We start from the raw sequence: 20,835 nt of genomic DNA on the forward strand, positions 1-20,835 counted from the left end.
CGGGTCGGCGTGCGCCGGCTCAGGCGCCCGGACCGCCGAAGATCTCGATGCGGTCGCCGGGGGCCAGCGAGACGATGGCGCGCTTGGTGTCCTTGCGCTTGCCCATCCGGGTCCCGCGGCTGCGCTTGCGCTTGCCCTGGCGGTTGGCGGTGTTCACCGACAGGACCTTCACGTTGAAGACCTGCTCGACGGCGATCTTGATCTGCGTCTTGTTCGCCTCGGGCAGGACCACGAACGTGTACTGGTTGTCGTCCAGCAGCCCGTAGCTCTTCTCCGAGATGACCGGGGACAGCAGGACGTCCCGGGGGTCGCGGACGCTCACTTGCTCTCCTCCGTGCTGTCGGCGGCCTCGGTCGGGGCGAGGTCGAGGTCGGTGGTGCCCTCGGCCGGCTGGATCGACGGGATCGCACCCGGGATGTCCGGCGTCGTCAGGTCGGGCTTGGCCAGCGAGACCGCGCCACCGTGCGGGCCGGCGACGAACTCGGCGAGGGCGGTCTCGGTGAAGACCACCTCGTCGCTGAGCAGCACGTCGTAGGTGTTGAGCTGGCCGGCCTCGAGCAGGTGCACCCGCGGCTCGTTGCGCAGGCTCACCCAGTTGAGGACGTCGTCGCGGTCGAGGACCACGAGCACCCGCTTGGCCGAGGTGAGCGCGTCGAGGGTGGCCAGGGCCGCCTTGGTCTTCGGGGCGTCGCCCTCGACGAAGGTGGTGACCACGTGCACGCGGCCCTCGCGGGCCCGGTCGGAGAGGGCACCGCGCAGGGCGGCGGCCTTCATCTTCTTGGGCGTGCGCTGGGAGTAGTCGCGCGGCTGGGGACCGTGCACGGTGCCACCGCCGGTGAACTGCGGCGCGCGGATCGAGCCCTGCCGGGCGCGACCGGTGCCCTTCTGGCGGTAGGGCTTGACGCCACCACCGCTGACGGCGCCGCGCGTCTTCGTCGCGTGCGTGCCCTGGCGGGCGGCGGCCAGCTGGGCCACGACCACCTGGTGCATGAGCGAGACGTTGGCCGACGCGTCGAACAGGGCGCCGGGCAGCGTCACGCTGCCGGCCGTCTCCCCCGCCGGCGTGCGGACGTCGACCTGGCGGTCGGTGCGCGCGGCCTCGGTCGTGGTCGACTGGGTCACTGGTTCTCACTCCCCACGGGGCCGCCCTTGACGGCCGAACGGACGAGCACGAGGCCGCCCTTGGGGCCCGGGATGGCGCCCTTGATCAGCAGCAGCCCGCGCTCGGTGTCCACCTTGTGGACGTTGAGCGAGAGGGTCGTGGTCTTGACCGCGCCCATGCGGCCGGCCATCCGCAGGCCCTTGAACACGCGGCCGGGGGTGGACGCGCCACCGATGGAGCCGGGCGAGCGGTGCTTGCGCTGGGTGCCGTGCGCGGCGCCGAGGCCCTTGAACCCGTGGCGCTTCATGACACCGGCGGTGCCCTTGCCCTTGCTCGTGCCGATGACGTCGACCTTGGCGATGCCGTCGAACACCTCGGCGGTCAACTCCTGGCCGACCGTGTAGTTCGCGGCGTCCTCGGTGCGCAGCTCCACGAGGTGGCGCCGCGGCGTCACGCCGGCCTTCGCGAAGTGGCCGCCCTCGGGCCTGTTCACCTTGCGGGGGTCGATCTCGCCGAAGCCGAGCTGGAGGGCCGAATAGCCGTCCACCTCGGGGGTGCGCACCTGCGTCACCACGCACGGACCCGCCTTGACGACGGTCACCGGCACGATGCGGTTGTTCTCGTCGAATACCTGGGTCATCCCCAGCTTCTCGCCGAGGAGCCCGCGGAACGTACTCGCCATGACTGGTCTCGGTCCCTTACTGGATGTTCACGTCGACCGAGGCCGGCAGGTCGATGCGCATGAGCGCGTCGACCGTCTTCGGCGTCGGGTCGAGGATGTCGATGAGGCGCTTGTGCGTGCGCATCTCGAAGTGCTCGCGCGAGTCCTTGTACTTGTGCGGCGAGCGGATGACGCAGTACACGTTCTTCTCCGTCGGCAGCGGCACCGGGCCGACGACGCGCGCACCGGTCTTGGTCACCGTGTCGACGATGCGCCGCGCCGAGGCGTCGATCGCCTCGTGGTCGTAGGCCTTCAGCCGGATGCGGATCTTCTGTCCCGCCATCGCTGTCTTCTGCTCCTGCCGATCGGTGTTCGTTCGTAGCTGGGGAACGCCGGGTGGTCGCGACCGTCATCCGGTCGGCCCCAGCGGTTCGGGTGGCGCTGCCCACACGGGACGCCGCCACCCGGGGACGGGCGGCGGTGCAGGGGTGCACCGCCGCCCGTCGGGGGTGTTACTTGATGATCTTGGTAACGCGACCGGCGCCGACGGTGCGGCCACCCTCACGGATGGCGAACCGCAGGCCCTCCTCCATGGCGATCGGCTGGATGAGCTCGACCGTCATCTCGGTGTTGTCGCCCGGCATGACCATCTCGGTGCCGGCCGGCAGGGTCACGACGCCCGTGACGTCCGTGGTCCGGAAGTAGAACTGCGGACGGTAGTTGTTGAAGAAGGGCGTGTGACGACCACCCTCGTCCTTCGAGAGGATGTAGACCGACCCCTCGAAGTTGGTGTGCGGGGTGATCGAGCCCGGCTTCACGACGACCTGGCCGCGCTCGACGTCCTCGCGCTTGATGCCGCGCAGCAGCAGGCCCACGTTGTCGCCGGCCTGGCCCTGGTCGAGCAGCTTGCGGAACATCTCGACGCCGGTGACGGTGGTCGAGGTCGAGTTCGGGCGGATGCCGACGATCTCGACGGTCTCCGACACCTTGACGATGCCGCGCTCCACGCGACCGGTCACCACGGTGCCGCGGCCGGTGATGGTGAAGACGTCCTCGACGGGCATGAGGAACGGCTTGTCGATCTCGCGCTGCGGCTCGGGGATCGCAGTGTCGACGGCGGTCATGAGCTCCATGAGCTTGTCGCCCCACTCGGCGTCGCCCTCGAGGGCCTTGAGCGCCGAGACGCGGACCACGGGGACGTCGTCGCCCGGGAACTCGTACTCGCTGAGCAGCTCGCGGACCTCCAGCTCGACGAGCTCGAGGATCTCCTCGTCGTCGACCATGTCGGCCTTGTTCAGCGCCACGACGATGTAGGGGACGCCGACCTGGCGGGCCAGGAGGACGTGCTCCTTGGTCTGCGGCATCGGGCCGTCGGTCGCGGCGACCACCAGGATGGCGCCGTCCATCTGCGCCGCACCGGTGATCATGTTCTTGATGTAGTCGGCGTGCCCGGGGCAGTCGACGTGCGCGTAGTGACGGTTCTCCGTCTGGTACTCGACGTGGGCGATCGAGATCGTGATGCCGCGGGCCTTCTCCTCGGGCGCCTTGTCGATCTGGTCGAAGGCCGACGCCTCGTTGAGGTCGGGGTACTTGTCGTGCAGCACCTTGGTGATCGCCGCGGTCAGCGTGGTCTTGCCGTGGTCGATGTGCCCGATGGTGCCGATGTTGACGTGCGGCTTGGTCCGCTCGAACTTGGCCTTGGCCACTGGGTTCCTCTCCTCGTGGTGTCGCAGTCGTGCGCGAACTCTGGGGTGGGCTTGCTGGGGAGCCGGGCGGGGACGCACCCCGCCCGGCGGGTCACTCGCCGGTGGCCTTGGCGATGATCTCCTTGGCCACGTTCTGCGGGACCTCGGCGTACGAGTCGAACACCATGGTGTAGCTCGCCCGCCCCTGGGTGCGGCTGCGCAGGTCGCCCACGTAGCCGAACATCTCCGAGAGCGGGACCAGGGCCCGGACGACGCGGGCGCCGGAGCGCTCCTCCATCGCCTGGATCATCCCGCGCCGGGAGTTCAGGTCGCCGATGACGTCGCCCATGTAGTCCTCGGGCGTGACGACCTCGACGGCCATCATCGGCTCGAGCAGGGCCGGGCTGGCCTTGCGGGCGGCCTCCTTGAAGACCATCGAGCCGGCGATCTTGAAGGCCATCTCCGAGGAGTCGACCTCGTGGTACTGGCCGTCGACGAGGGTCGCCTTGACGCCCACCATCGGGTAGCCGGCGAGGATGCCGTACTGCATGGCGTCCTGCATGCCCTGGTCGACCGAGGGGATGTACTCCTTGGGGATGCGACCACCGGTGACGGCGTTGACGAACTCGTAGGTCGGGCCGTCGGCGGCGACCTCCAGTGGCTCGATGCTGACCTGCACCTTGGCGAACTGGCCCGACCCACCCGTCTGCTTCTTGTGGGTGTAGTCGACCTTCTCCACCGCCTTGCGGATGGTCTCGCGGTAGGCGACCTGCGGCTTGCCGACGTTGGCCTCGACCTTGAACTCGCGCCGCATGCGGTCGACGAGGATCTCCAGGTGCAGCTCGCCCATGCCGGAGATGACCGTCTGGCCGGTCTCCTCGTCGAGCTTGACCTGGAAGGTCGGGTCCTCCTCGGCCAGCTTCTGGATCGCCGTGCCCAGCTTCTCCTGGTCGCCCTTGGTCTTCGGCTCGATGGCGACGGAGATGACCGGGGCCGGGAAGGTCATCGACTCGAGGATCACCGGGTTCTGCGGGTCGCAGAGGGTGTCCCCCGTGGTCGTCTGCTTCAGGCCGACGACGGCGACGATCTGACCGGCACCCACGCCCTGGCGCTCCTCGCGCTTGTTGGCGTGCATCTGGTAGATCTTGCCGATCCGCTCCTTGCGGTCCTTGGTGCTGTTGAGCACCGGGGACCCGGAGGACAGCCGGCCGGAGTAGACCCGGACGTAGGTCAGCTTGCCGAGGTGCTGGTCGGTCTGGATCTTGAAGGCCAGCGCGGAGAACGGCTCGTCCTCGTCGGCGTGCCGCAGGACCTCGGTCTCGCCGTCCATGGCGGTGCCGACGATCGCCTCGACGTCCAGCGGGCTGGGCAGGTAGTCGGTCACGGCGTCGAGCAGGGGCTGCACGCCCTTGTTCTTGAACGCCGTCCCGGTGAGCACCGGGTTGATCTGCGCGGCGATGGTGGCCTTGCGGATGGCGGCCTTCAGCGTCTCGACGGAGATCTCCTCGCCACCGAGGTAGGCCTCCATGAGCTCGTCGTCGGTCTCGGCGACGGTCTCGAGCAGCTTCTCGCGGTACTCCGCGGCCTGGTCGGCGAGCTCGGCGGGGATCTCCTCGATGGCGTAGTCCTCACCCATCGCGGTCTCACCGCGCCAGGTGAGCGCCCGCATCTGCACCAGGTCGACGACGCCGATGAAGTCGGCCTCGGCGCCGATCGGCAGCTGCAGCACCGCCGGGTTGGCAGCCAGCCGCTCGACCATCATGTCGACGCAGCGGAAGAAGTCCGCGCCGGTGCGGTCGAGCTTGTTGACGAAGCACATGCGCGGGACGCCGTACTTCTCCGCCTGCCGCCAGACCTGCTCGGTCTGCGGCTCGACGCCGGCGACACCGTCGTAGACGGCCACGGCACCGTCGAGCACGCGCAGGGACCGCTCCACCTCGACGGTGAAGTCGACGTGCCCCGGGGTGTCGATGATGTTGATGTCGTAGCCGTTCCAGGAGCACTTCGTCGCGGCGGACGTGATGGTGATGCCGCGCTCCTGCTCCTGCTCCATCCAGTCCATCGTGGCCGCGCCGTCGTGGACCTCACCGATCTTGTAGTTGATGCCGGTGTAGAAGAGGATGCGCTCGGTCGTCGTGGTCTTGCCGGCGTCGATGTGCGCCATGATCCCGATGTTGCGGGTCTTGGCGAGCTGGGCCTCGTTGCTGGCCATTCCTCACTCCTCTGTGCTCAGGGTCCGCGTGCGGACGTCCGGGGGTGGCCCGGACTCCTCCGCCGGCCGCGGGTGCTGGCTCAGGCCAGCGTGGTGCGACTACCAGCGGTAGTGCGCGAAGGCCTTGTTCGACTCGGCCATCTTGTGGGTGTCCTCGCGGCGCTTGACCGCGGCACCGAGGCCGTTGCTGGCGTCGAGCAGCTCGTTCATGAGGCGCTCGGTCATCGTCTTCTCCCGACGGGCGCGGCTGTACTGGATCAGCCAGCGCAGGCCGAGGGTGGTGCTCCGGGAGGCGCGGACCTCGACCGGGACCTGGTAGGTCGCACCACCGACGCGGCGGCTGCGGACCTCGAGGGCCGGCTTGACGTTGTCCAGCGCGCGCTTGAGCGTGACCACCGGGTCGGTGTCGGTCTTGGCGCGGGCGCCCTCGAGGGCGCCGTAGACGATCGCCTCGGCGACCGAGCGCTTGCCGTCGACGAGCACCTTGTTGACCAGCTGGGTCACCAGCGGCGACTGGTAGACGGGGTCGGCGACCAGCGGACGGCGCGGTGCGGGGCCCTTGCGCGGCATGTCAGCTCTTCTCCTTCTTCGCGCCGTAGCGGCTGCGGGCCTGCTTGCGGTTGCGGACGCCCTGGGTGTCCAGCGAGCCACGAATGATCTTGTAGCGCACGCCGGGGAGGTCCTTCACGCGGCCGCCGCGCACGAGCACCATGGAGTGCTCCTGCAGGTTGTGGCCGACGCCCGGGATGTAGGCGGTCACCTCGATGCCACTGGTGAGGCGGACGCGAGCGACCTTGCGCAGCGCCGAGTTCGGCTTCTTCGGCGTCGTCGTGTACACGCGGGTGCACACGCCGCGGCGCTGAGGGGAGCCCTTCAGTGCCGGGGTCTTGGTCTTCTCGACCTTGTCCTCGCGGCCCTTGCGGACCAGCTGGTTGATCGTGGGCATGGGTGGCCTGGATCTCCTACCTGCGCTGCGGTGGTGCTGTGGACGGTGCTGCTGTCGTGTCGCCGGTGCCGGTCCTGCCGGGGTCGGCCGCTGCCGGCCGCCACCCACCCTCCGGTCCCCGGGGTCGGGCGTGTCGCCCTTTCCGGAACCGGCCGGTGAGTCGAACCGGATCGGTCGCCCCCCGCGACTCGGCGCCGCCACCTCCGGCGACCGTCCTCGGGACGGTCCGGCCGGTGGGGACCCGCGGCCTGGAGGACGGACCTCCGGACACCCAGGCGCACCGCGAACGGGAGCAGGCCCAGGGCACCCTGGGCACGGCTCACCACGATACCCGCGTGCTCGGAGCCGGTCAAAGCCGGGTCCCGGGGCCCCGGGGCCCCGGGGCGGGCAGACGACCTGCCTCGCGAGGCGGCACCGGAGCAACGACGCGGGGCCCCGGGGCATTCCGGGCGCCGGCGGTCGGACGCGGCGGCGGGTGGCGAGGACTGTACCGCGGCACGGCCCGGGCGCCAGGGCTCCGACACCGTCCCGTGACACCCGACGCGGGCCGTGGGCCTCACGTGTCGTCCCGACGGGTGGTCCGCGCGCGGATTGTCAGCACTTCCCCCTACCGTCGGTCGCAATAGGGACACACACCGCAACGGAGGTCACCGTGCAGATCGACTCGGCGCGCGAGCTCAAGGCGCGTCTGTCCGCCCGGCTGGCCGAGGGCTTCTCCCCGGTCCGGGCCAGCGACCTGGGTGGCCGGCTGTGGACCCGCCCCGCGCTCGGCCTGGCCCCGGTCGCCCCCGGCCGGTTCCGCCTCGCCATCCGGGTGGCCGCGGCCGCCGACGCCCGGCTGCTCCTCGGCGACCTCGACGACGTGGTCCGCGCGGAGGTCGACGTCCGGGTGACCGGACCGATCGTGCCCCAGTCCTCCCCCGCCCCCGAGGCGCTGCAGCGGCGCACCCGCCCGCTGTTCCCCGGCCTGTCCGTGGCGCACCCGGCGGTCAGCGCGGGCACCCTGGGCGGCTTCGTCCGGCTCGGCGGCCGGCTGGCCGTCCTCTCCAACAACCACGTGCTGGCGGCGGGCGACGCGGCCGAGGTCGGCGACGCGGTCCTGCAGCCGGGACCGGCCGACGGCGGGACCGTCGCCGACCGGGTGGCCACCCTGACCGCGTTCCAGCGCCTGTCCGGCGGCCCGAACCGCGTCGACGCCGCGGTCGCCGTGCTCGACGAGGGTGTCGACGCCCAGCCCGGCCGGGTCCCCGGCGGCCCACTGGCCGCCACCGTGCCCGACGGGGTGGAGGTCGAGCCCGACGAGGAGGTCGAGAAGATCGGCAGGACCACCGGGCACACCCGGGGCCGGATCACCGCGGTCGAGGTCGACGGCGTCGCCGTGCAGTACGACGACGGTGTGCACGTGTTCGACGACCAGATCGAGATCGAGGGCCTGTCGGGCCCCTTCTCCAGCGGTGGGGACAGCGGCTCGGTCATCTGGCGGTCCAGCGACCGCGCGCCGCTGGCGCTGCTCTTCGCCGGCAGCACCGAGGGCGGGGGCAACGGCGCCGGGCTCACCTTCGCCAACCCGCTGTCCACCGTGCTGGCCACGCTCGGGGTCGAGTGGGTCGCCTGCTGAGTAGGACTCCTGGGACGGGACGCGTCACCCCCTGAGGTGAAGGGGTCCCCTCCTGGGCCGGGGGTATGTCGCTCCAGGCGGGGACGGGGCACCATGGGGAGGTGACCGAGCCCGCACGGCCGTCCGGGGACCCCCCACCTCCGGGCGACAGGCCTCCGGGCGTCAGCGAGGAGATCTCGTGACCGACCGTGCCGCCGCCCGTGCCGCCAAGAAGACCCTCACCGACCGGTTGTCCGCCCAGTCGGGCGTGGTCGGCATCGGCCTGGCCCGACGGGACACCGGCTACGTCGTCAAGGTCGACGTGGCCGACGTGGACGCGGCCGGCCGGGTCCCCGGTGACGTCGACGGCGTGCGGGTGGTCACCGAGGTCGTGGGGGCCATCCGCCCCCTGCGCAGCCGCACGGCCTGACCCGGGGCACCCGCTACGGTCCCGGTGGCGCCGACGCGGGCGCCGCCGACCAGAGGAGTGCAGGTGCGCATCGGCATCCAGGCCAGTTACGCGGGGGGTTTCCAGGAGACGGCGGCCGAGATCGTCGACCTGGAGGCCGCGGGGCTCGACCTGGCCATGTGCGCGGAGGTCTACACCTTCGACGCCGTGAGCCAGCTCGGCTACCTGGCCGCCGTCACCCAGCGGGTCGAGCTGATGAGCGCCATCCTGCCGATCTACAGCCGGACCCCCGCGCTGACGGCGATGACCGCCGCCGGGCTGGACTTCGTGTCCGGTGGCCGGTTCACCCTGGGCCTGGGCGCCTCGGGTCCGCAGGTCATCGAGGGCTGGCACGGCGTCCCCTACGACGCCCCCCTGCAGCGCACCCGCGAGGTGGTCGCGATCTGCCGCCAGGTCTGGCGGCGCGAGCGGCTCGTGCACGAGGGGCCCAAGTACACGGTGCCGCTGCCGGCCGACCAGGGCACCGGCCTGGGCAAGCCGCTCAAGCTGATCAACACCCCGGTCCGCGAGCGGATCCCGGTCATGCTCGCCGCCCTGGGGCCGAAGAACGTCGAGCTCGCCGCCGAGATCGCCGAGGTGTGGGAGCCGATCTGGTTCATGCCGGAGAAGGCCGACGCCGTCTGGGGCGACTCGCTGCGCGCCGGGAAGGCCAAGCGCGACCCCGAGCTCGGTGACCTGCAGGTCATCTGCGGTGTCCCGGTGGCCATCGGGGACGACGTCGACCACCTGCACGAGCGGGTGCGCCCGCACCTGGCGCTCTACGTCGGCGGCATGGGCGCCAAGGGCAAGAACTTCTACAACGACCTCGCCCGGCGCTACGGGTTCGAGGAGGCGGCCGACACCGTGCAGGACCTGTACCTGTCCGGGAAGAAGGACGAGGCCGCCGCCGCCCTGCCCGAGGACTTCGTCCGCAGGGTCTCGCTCATCGGGCCCGAGGGCCACGTCGCCGAGCGCGTCGCCGCCTACGCCGAGGCGGGCATCACCACCCTGGCGCTGCAGCCGCTCGACGACAGCCGTGAGGGCCGACTGCGCACCGTGGAGACCATGCGCCGGCTGGCCGACCGCTAGCCGGCAGTCGCCCGCGTTCCGTCACGTGACGGGACGCGGGCGGAGGTGGCTTGCGCCCACCGGGTGTCGCCGTCCTCCCTCACCGCAGCGGGTCCTCCCTCACCGTCGGTGGTCGGGGAGGACGCGCGATGATCAGGTCACCTGATCATCGCCACCAGACCCCACCCAAGCCCCGAGACGCGAGAGGGCCCCCGGACCGATCGGTCCGGGGGCCCTCGTCACGTGCTGCGGAGCATCAGCCCCGCCAGTCGTACTCCTCGAGGCGCACGGCCTCGCCGGAGCCCGACCCGAAGACGTCCGGGCTGTAGTACTGCCCGTCGTCGTACCCGGCCATCGTGTAGACGGCGGCGCGGGCCTCCTCGGTCGGCTCGACCGTGATGTTGCGGTAGCGGCTGATGCCCGTACCCGCCGGGATCAGCTTGCCGATGATCACGTTCTCCTTGAGGCCGAGCAGGCTGTCGCTCTTGCCCTGGATCGCGGCGTCGGTGAGCACCTTGGTCGTCTCCTGGAAGGAGGCGGCCGACAGCCACGACTCGGTCGCGAGCGAGGCCTTGGTGATGCCCATGAGCACCGGACGGGCCGAGGCCGGCTCGCCGCCCTCGGCGACGACGCGGCGGTTCTCGGTCTCGAACAGCGTCCGCTCGACCAGCGCACCGGGCAGGAACTCCGTGGCGCCCGAGTCGATGATGGTCACCCGCTTGAGCATCTGCCGGATGATCACCTCGATGTGCTTGTCGTGGATCGACACGCCCTGGCTGCGGTAGACCTCCTGGACCTCGCGGACCAGGTGCAGCTGCACCTCGCGCGGGCCCATGATCCGCAGCACCTCGTGCGGGTCCACCGCACCCTCGGTCAGCTGCTCACCGACCTCGACGTGGGCGCCGTCCTCGACCCGCAGCCGCGACCGGCGCGACAGCTTGTCGTAGACGACCTCGTCGGAGCCGTCGTCCGGGGTGATGGTCAGCTTGCGGAACTGCTCGCCGTCCTCGATCCGGACGGTGCCGGCCAGCTCGGCGATCGGGGCCTTGCCCTTGGGGACGCGGGCCTCGAAGAGCTCCACCACACGCGGCAGACCGTGGGTGATGTCCTCACCCGCGACACCACCGGTGTGGAAGGTGCGCATCGTCAGCTGGGTGCCGGGCTCACCGATGGACTGGGCGGCGATGATGCCGACCGCCTCGCCGACGTCGACCAGCTTGCCGGTCGCCAGCGACCGGCCGTAGCAGGTCGCGCAGGTGCCCAGCAGCGACTCGCAGGTCAGGACGCAGCGGACCTTGACCTCGCTCACGCCGGCGTCCACGAGGGCGCCGATGAGCACGTCACCGAGGTCGGAGCCGGCCTGGGCGATCAGCGTGCCGTCCTCGGCCGTCACGTCGGCGGCCAGGGAGCGGGCGTAGACGCCGGTCTCGACGTGCGGGTCGCGGGTCAGCTGACCGTCGACCACCGTCGCGATCGGCATGATGACGCCGCGCTCGGTGCCGCAGTCCTCCTCGCGGATGATGACGTCCTGGGAGACGTCGACCAGCCGGCGGGTGAGGTATCCGGAGTCCGCGGTCCGCAGGGCGGTGTCGGCCAGGCCCTTGCGCGCGCCGTGCGTGGAGATGAAGTACTCCAGCACGGACAGACCCTCCCGGAAGTTGGCCTTGATCGGCCGCGGGATGATCTCGCCCTTCGGGTTGGCGACCAGACCACGCATGCCGGCGATCTGGCTGATCTGCATCATGTTGCCTCGGGCGCCCGAGTTGACCATGACCCAGACCGGGTTGGTGGTCGGGAAGTTGTCCACCATCGCCTGGCTGACCTCGGCCCGCGCGCGGGTCCAGATCTCGATGAGCTCGCCACGACGCTCGGCGTCGGTGATGACACCGCGCTCGTACTGCCGCTCGATCTGCCGGGCCTCGGCCTCGTGCCGGTCGAGGATCTCCTGCTTGGCCGGCGGGGTGACGACGTCGTCGATGGCGATCGTGACGCCCGAGCGGGTGGCCCAGCGGAAGCCGGCCGACTTGAGGGCGTCCAGCGTCGCCGCGACCTGCACCTTGGGGTAGCGCTCGGCGAGGTCGTTGACGATCGCCCCGAGCTCCTTCTTCGGCACCTGGTAGTTGACGAAGCGGTAGTCCTCGGGCAGGGCCTCGTTGAACAGCACGCGGCCCAGGCTGGTCCGGACCAGCGCGGACTGACCGGGGGTCCAGTCCTCCGGCTGCTCCCAGGCCTCGTTGACCTTGCCGTTGTCGACGCCGAACACCTCGTCGAGGCGGATCAGCGCCCGCTCCTGCAGGCCCAGCGCACCCTTGTCGAACGCCATGATCGCCTCGGCGGTCGAGCCGTAGGCCGCCGGCTGGCCACCGTCGGCCTCGTACCGGCTGGGCACCAGGGTGGTCAGGTGGTACAGGCCCAGCACCATGTCCTGGGTCGGCGCGGTGATCGGGCGACCGTCGGCCGGGCTCAGGATGTTGTTGCTCGACAGCATGAGGATGCGGGCCTCGGCCTGCGCCTCGGCCGACAGCGGCAGGTGCACCGCCATTTGGTCACCGTCGAAGTCAGCGTTGAATGCGGTGCAGACCAGCGGGTGGATCTGGATGGCCTTGCCCTCGACCAGCTGCGGCTCGAAGGCCTGGATGCCGAGGCGGTGCAGCGTCGGCGCCCGGTTGAGCAGGACCGGGTGCTCGGTGATGACCTCCTCGAGCACGTCCCAGACGACGGGACGGGCGCGCTCGACCATGCGCTTGGCGCTCTTGATGTTCTGCGCGTGGTTGAGGTCGACCAGCCGCTTCATGACGAAGGGCTTGAACAGCTCCAGCGCCATCTGCTTGGGCAGGCCGCACTGGTGCAGCTTCAGCTGCGGGCCGACGACGATGACCGACCGGCCGGAGTAGTCGACGCGCTTGCCGAGCAGGTTCTGGCGGAACCGGCCCTGCTTGCCCTTGAGCAGGTCGGAGAGCGACTTCAGCGGGCGGTTGCCCGGGCCGGTGACCGGACGGCCGCGGCGGCCGTTGTCGAACAGCGCGTCCACGGACTCCTGCAGCATCCGCTTCTCGTTGTTCACGATGATCTCGGGCGCGCCGAGGTCGAGCAGCCGCTTGAGCCGGTTGTTGCGGTTGATGACCCGGCGGTACAGGTCGTTCATGTCGCTGGTGGCGAAGCGGCCACCGTCGAGCTGCACCATCGGGCGCAGGTCCGGCGGGATGACCGGGACGCAGTCGAGCACCATGCCCATGGGCGAGTTGCGCGTCTGCTGGAACGCCGCGACGACCTTCAGGCGCTTGAGGGCCCGCAGCTTGCGCTGGCCCTTGCCGTTGCGGATGGTGTCGCGCAGCGAGGCGGCCTCGGCGTCGAGGTCGAAGTCGGCCAGCAGCTTCTGCAGGGCCGCGGCACCCATGCCGCCCTCGAAGTACTCACCGAAGCGGTCGCGCAGCTCGCGGTAGAGGCCCTCGTCGGCGATGAGCTGCTTGACCTCCAGCTTGCGGAAGGTGTCGAGCACCTCCTCGAGGCGGTCGATCTCCCGCTGGGCGCGGTCGCGCAGCTGGCGCATCTCACGCTCGCCGCCCTCGCGCACCTTGCGGCGGACGTCGGACTTGGCGCCCTCGGCCTCCAGCTCGGCCAGGTCGGCCTCCAGCTTCTGCTGGCGGGCCTCGACGTCGGCGTCGCGGCGGTTCTCGAGGTTGGACTTCTCCGCGCTGATCTCGGCCTCGATGGTCGGGAGGTCGCGGTGGCGCGTCTCGTCGTCGACCGAGGTGATCAGGTACGCGGCGAAGTAGATGATCTTCTCGAGGTCCTTGGGCGCCAGGTCGAGCAGGTAGCCCAGGCGCGAGGGGACGCCCTTGAAGAACCAGATGTGGGTGACCGGCGCGGCCAGCTCGATGTGGCCCATCCGCTCGCGGCGGACCTTGGCCCGGGTCACCTCGACGCCGCAGCGCTCACAGATGATGCCCTTGAAGCGGACGCGCTTGTACTTGCCGCAGTAGCACTCCCAGTCCCGCGTGGGACCGAAGATCTTCTCGCAGAACAGACCGTCCTTCTCCGGGCGGAGGGTGCGGTAGTTGATGGTCTCGGGCTTCTTCACCTCACCGTGCGACCACTGGCGGATGTCGTCGCCGGTGGCCAGACCGATGCGGAGCTCGTCGAAGAAGTTGACGTCGAGCACTGAGTGGACCCCTTCCCGGGGGCTCGTTACTGCACTTCTAGCTGTTTGTCAGGGGCGCCGGCCGGCCCCGCTGCTCGGGGCCGGCCGGCGGTGCGATCACACGTCCTCGACGCTGGAGGGCTCGCGACGGGACAGGTCGATGCCCAGCTCCTCCGCGGCCCGGAACACCTCGTCGTCGGTGTCGCGCAGCTCGATCGCCTGCCCGTCGCCGGAGAGCACCTCGACGTTGAGGCACAGCGACTGCAGCTCCTTGAGCAACACCTTGAACGACTCGGGGATGCCCGGCTCGGGGATGTTCTCGCCCTTGACGATGGCCTCGTAGACCTTGACCCGGCCGAGGATGTCGTCGGACTTGATGGTCAGCAGCTCCTGCAGCGCGTAGGCCGCGCCGTAGGCCTGCATCGCCCAGCACTCCATCTCACCGAAGCGCTGGCCACCGAACTGCGCCTTACCACCCAGCGGCTGCTGCGTGATCATGGAGTAGGGGCCGGTCGAGCGGGCGTGGATCTTGTCGTCGACCAGGTGCAGCAGCTTGAGGATGTAGACGTAGCCGACCGAGATGGCCTCGGGGAAGGGCTCCCCGGAGCGGCCGTCGAACAGCCGCGCCTTGCCGGTCTCCTGCACCATCCGGTTGCCGTCGCGGTTCGGGGTCGTCGAGCCCAGCAGCCCGATGATCTCCTCCTCGCGCGCACCGTCGAAGACCGGCGTCGCGGTCCGCGTCCCCGGGGCGGCCGACTTCGCGGCCTCCGGCAGGTTGGCGGCCCAGCCGGGCGTGCCCTCGACGTCCCAGCCCTGCTTGGCGATCCACCCGAGGTGGGTCTCCAGGACCTGGCCGACGTTCATCCGGCCGGGCACGCCCAGCGGGTTGAGCACGATGTCGACCGGGGTGCCGTCCTCGAGGAACGGCATGTCCTCCTGCGGCAGGATCTTCGCGATGACGCCCTTGTTGCCGTGGCGGCCGGCGAGCTTGTCGCCGTCGGAGATCTTGCGCATCTGTGCGACGTAGACCCGGATCAGCTCGTTGACGCCGGCGGGCAGCTCGTCGCCGTCCTCGCGGGAGAACACGCGGACGCCGATGACCTTGCCGGACTCACCGTGCTTGACCTTCAGCGACGTGTCGCGGACCTCGCGGGCCTTCTCGCCGAAGATCGCGCGCAGCAGCCGCTCCTCGGGGGTCAGCTCGGTCTCGCCCTTCGGCGTGACCTTGCCGACGAGGATGTCGCCGGGGACGACCTCGGCGCCGATGCGGATGATGCCGCGCTCGTCGAGGTCGGCGAGGACCTCCTCGGAGACGTTCGGGATGTCCCGGGTGATCTCCTCGGCACCGAGCTTGGTGTCGCGGGCGTCGACCTCGAACTCCTCGATGTGGATCGAGGACAGGACGTCGTCCTGCACGAGGCGCTGCGACAGGATGATCGCGTCCTCGTAGTTGTGGCCCTCCCACGGCATGAAGGCGACGAGCAGGTTCTTGCCCAGCGCCATCTCGCCCTGGTCGGTGCACGGACCGTCGGCGATGACCTGGCCGACCTCGACCCGCTGGCCCTCGTCGACGACGGGGGTCTGGTTGATCGAGGTGCCCTGGTTGGAGCGGCGGAACTTCAGCAGCCGGTAGGTCTGCCGGGTGCCGTCGTCGGCCATGACGGTGACGTAGTCGGCCGTGGAGTCCTCGACCACACCGGCCTTCTCCGCCACGACGACGTCACCGGCGTCGACGGCGGCCCGCAGCTCCATGCCGGTGCCGACCAGCGGCGCCTCGCTGCGCAGCAGCGGGACGGCCTGGCGCTGCATGTTCGCGCCCATGAGCGCGCGGTTGGCGTCGTCGTGCTCGAGGAACGGGATCATCGCCGTCGCGACCGAGGTCATCTGCCGCGGCGAGACGTCCATGTAGTCGACCTCGGCCGGCGGCAGGTAGTCGACCTCGCTGCCCTTGCGCCGGACCAGCACGCGCTCCTCGGCGAAGCGGCCCTGCGCGTCCAGCGGCGAGTTGGCCTGGGCGACGACGAAGCGGTCCTCCTCGTCGGCGGTCAGGTAGTCGATCTGGTCGGTGACCGTGCCGTTCTCGACCCGCCGGTAGGGGGTCTCGATGAAGCCGAAGGCGTTGACCCGGCCGTAGGCCGACAGCGAGCCGATCAGGCCGATGTTCGGACCCTCGGGGGTCTCGATCGGGCACATCCGGCCGTAGTGGCTCGGGTGCACGTCGCGGACCTCCATGCCGGCCCGCTCACGGGACAGACCGCCGGGGCCCAGCGCCGACAGGCGGCGCTTGTGGGTCAGGCCCGCGAGGGGGTTGGTCTGGTCCATGAACTGCGAGAGCTGGCTGGTGCCGAAGAACTCCTTGATGGAGGCGACGACCGGCCGGATGTTGATCAGGGTCTGCGGCGTGATCGCCTCGACGTCCTGGGTCGTCATCCGCTCGCGGACGACGCGCTCCATGCGGGAGAGGCCGACCCGGATCTGGTTCTGGATCAGCTCACCGACGGTGCGCAGACGGCGGTTGCCGAAGTGGTCGATGTCGTCGACACCGTGGTCGGGCTCGCCGGCGTGCAGCCGCACGACGTACTCGATGGTGGCGACGATGTCGTCCTCGGTCAGCGTCGAGGTGCCCTGCGGGACGTCGACGCCCAGCTTCTTGTTGACCTTGTAGCGGCCGACCTTGGCCAGGTCGTAGCGCTTCGGGTTGAAGAAGAGGTTCTCCAGCAGCGCCTGCGCGCTCTCCCGCGTCGGCGGCTCGCCCGGCCGCAGCTTGCGGTAGATGTCGAGCAGGGCCTCGTCCTGCCCGGCGACGTGGTCCTTCTCCAGGGTGGCCAGCACCGTGGGCGACCACTGGAAGTGCTCGCGGATGCGGTCCTCGGTCCAGCCCAGCGCCTTGAGCAGCACGGTGACCGGCTGGCGGCGCTTGCGGTCGATGCGGACGCCGACGGTGTCGCGCTTGTCGACGTCGAACTCCAGCCACGCACCGCGGCTGGGGATCACCTTGGCGCTGAAGACGTCCTTGTCCGACGTCTTGTCCAGGGTCTTGTCGAAGTAGACGCCGGGGCTGCGGACCAGCTGCGAGACGACGACGCGCTCGGTCCCGTTGATGACGAACGTGCCCTTGTTCGTCATGATCGGGAAGTCGCCCATGAACACCGTCTGGCTCTTGATCTCGCCGGTGGTGTTGTTCATGAACTCGGCGGTGACGAACAGCGGCGCCGCGTAGGTCATGTCCTTGTCCTTGCACTCCTCGAGGGACGCCTTGACGTCCTCGAAGCGCGGGTTGGAGAAGGACAGCGACATCGAGCCGCTGAAGTCCTCGATCGGGGAGATCTCCTCGAGGATCTCGGCCAGGCCGCCGATGGCGGAGGCCTGGTCCTCGGGCGCCAGGGTGGCCTTCCACTCGGGGCTGCCGACCAGCCAGTCGAAGGAGGCGGTCTGCAGCGCCAGCAGGTCCGGCACCTCGAGGGGCTCGGAGATCTTGGCGAAGGAGACGCGCAGCGGCGCGCCGGGGATCTTCTGCTGGTCGGCCTCACCGGTGCGGGGGCCGGTCTGGGGAGCCTGTGACTGCTGGCCGTAGGGGCCGGCGTCGGTGGTGCGGGGGTTGATGCTGGTGGGGCGAGAGCCTGCCAAGATGCGTCCTTCCAAGGACCTCACGACGTGCGGGCGGTCGGTGCGGGTTCGTCCTGGGTCGTCGTCGGTGATGGCGGCGCCGTCCGCGGCGTCCGGCCCACTGTGTCGACGGGGAGGTCGACGGGGAGGTCCACGGGGGACCGGGCGATCCCGGGCACCCCAGGTGACCCGTCTCGGCGGGCAGGCAGTCGGAGGGCAGCGCAACAGGGAACCTTACCCCTGCTGACGCACGCTGTCCACGTCGGGGAGGTGGGGCGACCCACACCACACCCCCGGGAAGGACAGCGACTCTCGTCCGGGCGGTTCCGCGCGGCAATGATGCCAGTCCCCGGTGCCCGTTGTCTCCGCCACGCCGTCCGGCGGGCAGTCCCTGGCCGCACCTGACCCCCTTCGGCGTCCCGCGCGGCGGCCCCCAGCGGGGCGCGGGGAGCCCGGCCGGCGTCCTCGCGAGGGGTCGGCGGCCCTCGACCGGCCGGGGGCGGCAGGCGCGCCGCGCGGCCCGGGACGCCACAGGGGCCGCCCTCCCGGAGGAGGACGGCCCCTGTGGCGTACTCGGTGCTGCGGCCCGGCCTGGTGCGGCCGGGCGGGGTCACTCGAAGGTGACCGACCCGGCCGTGGGGACGGCCGGGCGGGGGGTCACTTGACGGTGACGGTGGCGCCGGCGCCCTCGAGGGCGGCCTTGGCCTTCTCGGCGGCGTCCTTGGCGACCTTCTCCAGGACGGGCTTCGGCGCGCCGTCGACCAGGTCCTTGGCCTCCTTGAGGCCGAGCGAGGTCAGGCCGCGCACCTCCTTGATGACCTGGATCTTCTTGTCGCCGGCAGCCTCGAGGATGACGTCGAACTCGTCCTGCTCCTCGGCGGCGGGGGCACCGCCGTCGCCACCACCGGCGGCCGGGGCGGCCGCGACGGCGACGGGGGCAGCCGCGGTGACCTCGAAGGTCTCCTCGAACTGCTTCACGAAGTCGGACAGCTCGAGCAGCGTCATCTCCTTGAACGCGTCGAGCAGCTCCGTGGTGGACAGCTTGGCCATGATCTCTCCTTGGGGGTCAGTCGGTGCTGGCCGCGGCGTCCGCGGCGTCAGCGGTGTCGGGGGTGGTGTCGGCAGCAGCGGTGTCGGCGGCGGGAGCGGCGGGGCCCTCGGCGGACTCCTTCTTCTCCTGCAGCGCGGCGGCCAGGCGGGCGACCTGCGACAGCGGGGCCTGGAACAGACCGGCGGCCTTGGTCAGGTTGCCCTTCATCGCGCCGGCCAGCTTGGCCAGCAGCACCTCGCGCGGCTCGACGTCGGCCAGGGCGGTGACCTCGGCGGGGCTGACGGTGCGGCCCTCGACGACGCCGCCCTTGACGACGAGCAGCGGGTTGGCGCGCGCGAAGTCGCGGATCGCCTTGGCGGCCTCGACGACGTCGCCCTCGATGAAGGCGATCGCGGTGGGGCCGTTGAGCAGGGGGGCCAGGTCGGTGTGGCCGACCGAGTCCGCCGCCCGCTTCGTCAGGGTGTTCTTGACGACGGCGTAGCTGCTGCCCGCACCGAGGGAACGGCGCAGCTGGGTCAGCTGCGCCACGGTCAGCCCGCGGTACTCGGTGAGCACGGCCGCGCTGGACTTCTGGAACCGCTCGGTGATCTCGTCGATCACCGCGGCCTTCGCCTGCGTGGGCATGGGCCTCCTCTCGTCTGACGGGCGACCGCTCGTGCGCCGTACGAGGGCGGGCGATCCCGGGCCCGGAGACGAGGAACGCCCCGGCGCAGGGCGCACGGGGCGAGGGACGCGGGCACGGGGCGCCGCGTCGATCGATCCGTCCTCCTGCGCGGGCCGCCCGGGGATCCGGGACCTTCGATCACACGCGGACGTGCGACGACCAGCGGTCGTGGGGGGAACGCCGCCAAGAGTACACGGGGTGGGAGTCCGGTCGTCCGGGCCCGGGTCAGCGCTCCCAGCCTCGCCGGACGCGTCCGATCCGGTGCCAGCCGCACCGGGCGAACCAGGACTCCGGGCCGAGATGGTCCTGCCCCAGAGCGACGAGGAACCGCCGTGTCCCGCCCAGCCGGAGCCACTCGGTCATGTGCGCCACCAGCCAGGTGCCGATCCCGGCACCGCGGGCGTGCTCGGCGACGTGCAGCTCGGCCAGGTCGGCCCAGCCGTGCAGGCGGGAGAGGCTGCCGCCGCGGGTGTGGTCGTCCTGGGCCTCCACGGAGCCGACGACCTCGCCGTCGAGGACCGCGTCGAAGCCGGCGGCGGTGAGGACGCCGGCCACGTGGGGCCAGGCCTCGGGGATGCCGTGGGTGGCCGGCGTGGGGAGGTCGCCGTCGGCGAAGCACCGCCGCACTCCCCACCCGGCCAGCGACCGCAGGCAGGCCGCCGCCAGCGCCTCGCCCGGCGGGCTGGTGCGCCGGCCAGCAGACGAGCCGGGCGATCTCGCCGGCGCCCCGCCGGTCCGGTGCGACGTCGGCATCCGCGGTGACGGCGCCGGTGCGGACCGTGGCAGCGCGACCGGTTGCCGCGCGAGATCTGCACACTCGCCGCCGTCGGGAGGCTGGTGCACCCGAGTGTGCAGATCTGGCCGCAGAGACGACGGAGGCCCCGCAGCAGACGCTGCGGGGCCTCCGGGTGTCGCTGCCCGGTCAGGCGGTGGGCTCGTCCACCAGCATGTTGCGGGTGCGGTTCGGGTCGACCGGGATGCCCGGGCCCATGGTCGTGGAGATGGTGACCTTCTTCAGGTACCGGCCCTTGGCCGCGGCGGGCTTGGCCCGCAGGACCTCGTCGAGGGCGGCGGCGTAGTTCTCGACCAGCTTCTCCTGGTCGAAGGAGGTCTTGCCGATCACCAGGTGCAGGTTGGCCTGCTTGTCGACGCGGAAGTTGATCTTCCCGCCCTTGATGTCGTTGACCGCCTTGGTGACGTCGGGCGTCACCGTGCCGGTCTTCGGGTTGGGCATCAGGCCACGCGGGCCGAGGATGCGGGCGATCCGGCCGACCTTGGCCATCTGGTCGGGCGTGGCGATCGCCGCGTCGAAGTCCAGGAAGCCGCCCTGGATGCGCTCGATGAGGTCGTCGCTGCCGACGACGTCGGCGCCGGCGGCCTCGGCCTCGGCGGCGCGGTCACCGGTCGCGAAGACGATCACGCGCGCGGTCTTGCCGGTGCCGTGGGGCAGGTTGACCGTGCCGCGGACCATCTGGTCGGCCTTGCGCGGGTCGACGCCCAGGCGCATGGCCACCTCGACGGTGGCGTCGTAGGTGGTCGGCGAGGTCTCCTTCGCCAGACCGGCCGCCTGCAGCGGGCTGTAGAGCGACTCGCGGTCGACCTTGGCCGCGACCTCGCGGTACTTCTTGCCGTGATTCGCCATGGTGGTGTCCTC

At 70.9% G+C, this 20,835-nt stretch carries 17 protein-coding genes; 3 read left to right on the forward strand and 14 right to left on the reverse strand.

Annotated features, from left to right (window positions below; genetic code table 11):
• Nucleotides 1-19 precede the first annotated feature (19 nt).
• From rplW to rpsL, 8 genes are all read right to left on the reverse strand, one after another.
• The gene (gene rplW / locus ACU616_RS05000) at nucleotides 20-322 is read right to left on the reverse strand and encodes a 50S ribosomal protein L23 (RefSeq protein ID WP_446757384.1); all 303 of its coding nucleotides are present in this window, start codon (nucleotides 320-322) and stop codon (nucleotides 20-22) included.
• Nucleotides 319-1,122, reverse strand: a complete 804-nt coding sequence (rplD, locus tag ACU616_RS05005) for a 50S ribosomal protein L4 (protein WP_446757385.1) — start codon at nucleotides 1,120-1,122, stop codon at nucleotides 319-321. The genes rplW and rplD overlap by 4 nt, the downstream gene beginning before the upstream one ends.
• Entirely contained in the window at nucleotides 1,119-1,784 is a 666-nt protein-coding gene (rplC, locus tag ACU616_RS05010; RefSeq protein WP_446757386.1) for a 50S ribosomal protein L3, read from the reverse strand. Before rplC ends, rplD begins: the two co-directional genes overlap by 4 nt.
• A 16-nt stretch (nucleotides 1,785-1,800) precedes the next feature.
• The gene (rpsJ, locus tag ACU616_RS05015) at nucleotides 1,801-2,106 is read right to left on the reverse strand and encodes a 30S ribosomal protein S10 (protein ID WP_014742859.1); all 306 of its coding nucleotides are present in this window, start codon (nucleotides 2,104-2,106) and stop codon (nucleotides 1,801-1,803) included.
• Between the two features lie 169 nt (nucleotides 2,107-2,275).
• Nucleotides 2,276-3,469: an elongation factor Tu gene (gene tuf / locus ACU616_RS05020; protein ID WP_446757387.1), complete on the reverse strand. Its 1,194-nt coding sequence runs from the start codon at nucleotides 3,467-3,469 to the stop codon at nucleotides 2,276-2,278.
• Nucleotides 3,470-3,560: 91 nt separating this feature from the next.
• Nucleotides 3,561-5,660 (reverse strand): elongation factor G, encoded by a 2,100-nt coding sequence (gene fusA / locus ACU616_RS05025; protein WP_446757388.1) that lies wholly within the window; start codon nucleotides 5,658-5,660, stop codon nucleotides 3,561-3,563.
• 99 nt (nucleotides 5,661-5,759) lie between these two features.
• Entirely contained in the window at nucleotides 5,760-6,230 is a 471-nt protein-coding gene (gene rpsG / locus ACU616_RS05030) for a 30S ribosomal protein S7 (RefSeq protein WP_073421335.1), read from the reverse strand.
• A 1-nt stretch (nucleotide 6,231) separates the two neighbouring features.
• Entirely contained in the window at nucleotides 6,232-6,606 is a 375-nt protein-coding gene (gene rpsL, locus ACU616_RS05035) for a 30S ribosomal protein S12 (protein ID WP_012950487.1), read from the reverse strand.
• Between the two features lie 652 nt (nucleotides 6,607-7,258).
• Here rpsL and ACU616_RS05040 point away from each other — a divergent pair.
• The 3 genes from ACU616_RS05040 to ACU616_RS05050 all read left to right on the forward strand — a co-directional run bounded on the left by ACU616_RS05040 (nucleotide 7,259) and on the right by ACU616_RS05050 (nucleotide 9,740).
• Nucleotides 7,259-8,224, forward strand: a complete 966-nt coding sequence (locus tag ACU616_RS05040; protein WP_446757389.1) for a hypothetical protein — start codon at nucleotides 7,259-7,261, stop codon at nucleotides 8,222-8,224.
• 178 nt (nucleotides 8,225-8,402) lie between these two features.
• Nucleotides 8,403-8,633, forward strand: a complete 231-nt coding sequence (locus ACU616_RS05045; protein WP_446757390.1) for a hypothetical protein — start codon at nucleotides 8,403-8,405, stop codon at nucleotides 8,631-8,633.
• Between the two features lie 63 nt (nucleotides 8,634-8,696).
• Complete coding sequence (locus tag ACU616_RS05050; RefSeq protein WP_446757391.1) at nucleotides 8,697-9,740, forward strand: LLM class F420-dependent oxidoreductase; 1,044 nt, start codon at nucleotides 8,697-8,699, stop codon at nucleotides 9,738-9,740.
• 235 nt (nucleotides 9,741-9,975) lie between these two features.
• On the opposite strand, the gene ACU616_RS05055 is transcribed toward ACU616_RS05050, so the two are convergent.
• The 6 genes from ACU616_RS05055 to rplA form a co-directional block, all read right to left on the reverse strand.
• The gene (locus ACU616_RS05055) at nucleotides 9,976-13,881 is read right to left on the reverse strand and encodes a DNA-directed RNA polymerase subunit beta' (protein ID WP_446757392.1); all 3,906 of its coding nucleotides are present in this window, start codon (nucleotides 13,879-13,881) and stop codon (nucleotides 9,976-9,978) included.
• Between the two features lie 96 nt (nucleotides 13,882-13,977).
• Nucleotides 13,978-17,487, reverse strand: a complete 3,510-nt coding sequence (gene rpoB, locus ACU616_RS05060; protein WP_446757393.1) for a DNA-directed RNA polymerase subunit beta — start codon at nucleotides 17,485-17,487, stop codon at nucleotides 13,978-13,980.
• A gap of 636 nt (nucleotides 17,488-18,123) precedes the next feature.
• Nucleotides 18,124-18,516 (reverse strand): 50S ribosomal protein L7/L12, encoded by a 393-nt coding sequence (gene rplL / locus ACU616_RS05065; protein ID WP_446757394.1) that lies wholly within the window; start codon nucleotides 18,514-18,516, stop codon nucleotides 18,124-18,126.
• Between the two features lie 16 nt (nucleotides 18,517-18,532).
• Entirely contained in the window at nucleotides 18,533-19,141 is a 609-nt protein-coding gene (gene rplJ, locus ACU616_RS05070) for a 50S ribosomal protein L10 (RefSeq protein ID WP_446757395.1), read from the reverse strand.
• A 265-nt stretch (nucleotides 19,142-19,406) separates the two neighbouring features.
• Nucleotides 19,407-19,934 (reverse strand): GNAT family N-acetyltransferase, encoded by a 528-nt coding sequence (locus ACU616_RS05075; RefSeq protein ID WP_446757396.1) that lies wholly within the window; start codon nucleotides 19,932-19,934, stop codon nucleotides 19,407-19,409.
• 169 nt (nucleotides 19,935-20,103) lie between these two features.
• On the reverse strand, nucleotides 20,104-20,823 hold the full coding sequence (rplA, locus tag ACU616_RS05080; protein WP_446757397.1) for a 50S ribosomal protein L1: 720 nt from the start codon (nucleotides 20,821-20,823) through the stop codon (nucleotides 20,104-20,106).
• Nucleotides 20,824-20,835: the final 12 nt, after the last annotated feature.

It is taken from the genome of Geodermatophilus sp. URMC 62 (assembly GCF_052931475.1).

What these genes read in the sequence shown, in the direction of transcription:
- rplC (WP_446757386.1), bottom strand. Translation starts at nt 1,784, where the DNA reads ATGGCGAGTACGTTCCGCGGGCTCCTCGGCGAGAAGCTGGGGATGACC.
- rpsJ (WP_014742859.1), bottom strand. Translation starts at nt 2,106, where the DNA reads ATGGCGGGACAGAAGATCCGCATCCGGCTGAAGGCCTACGACCACGAG.
- fusA (WP_446757388.1), bottom strand. Translation starts at nt 5,660, where the DNA reads ATGGCCAGCAACGAGGCCCAGCTCGCCAAGACCCGCAACATCGGGATC.
- rpsG (WP_073421335.1), bottom strand. Translation starts at nt 6,230, where the DNA reads ATGCCGCGCAAGGGCCCCGCACCGCGCCGTCCGCTGGTCGCCGACCCC.
- rpsL (WP_012950487.1), bottom strand. Translation starts at nt 6,606, where the DNA reads ATGCCCACGATCAACCAGCTGGTCCGCAAGGGCCGCGAGGACAAGGTC.
- rplL (WP_446757394.1), bottom strand. Translation starts at nt 18,516, where the DNA reads ATGGCCAAGCTGTCCACCACGGAGCTGCTCGACGCGTTCAAGGAGATG.
- rplJ (WP_446757395.1), bottom strand. Translation starts at nt 19,141, where the DNA reads ATGCCCACGCAGGCGAAGGCCGCGGTGATCGACGAGATCACCGAGCGG.
- ACU616_RS05075 (WP_446757396.1), bottom strand. Translation starts at nt 19,934, where the DNA reads ATGCCGACGTCGCACCGGACCGGCGGGGCGCCGGCGAGATCGCCCGGC.
- rplA (WP_446757397.1), bottom strand. Translation starts at nt 20,823, where the DNA reads ATGGCGAATCACGGCAAGAAGTACCGCGAGGTCGCGGCCAAGGTCGAC.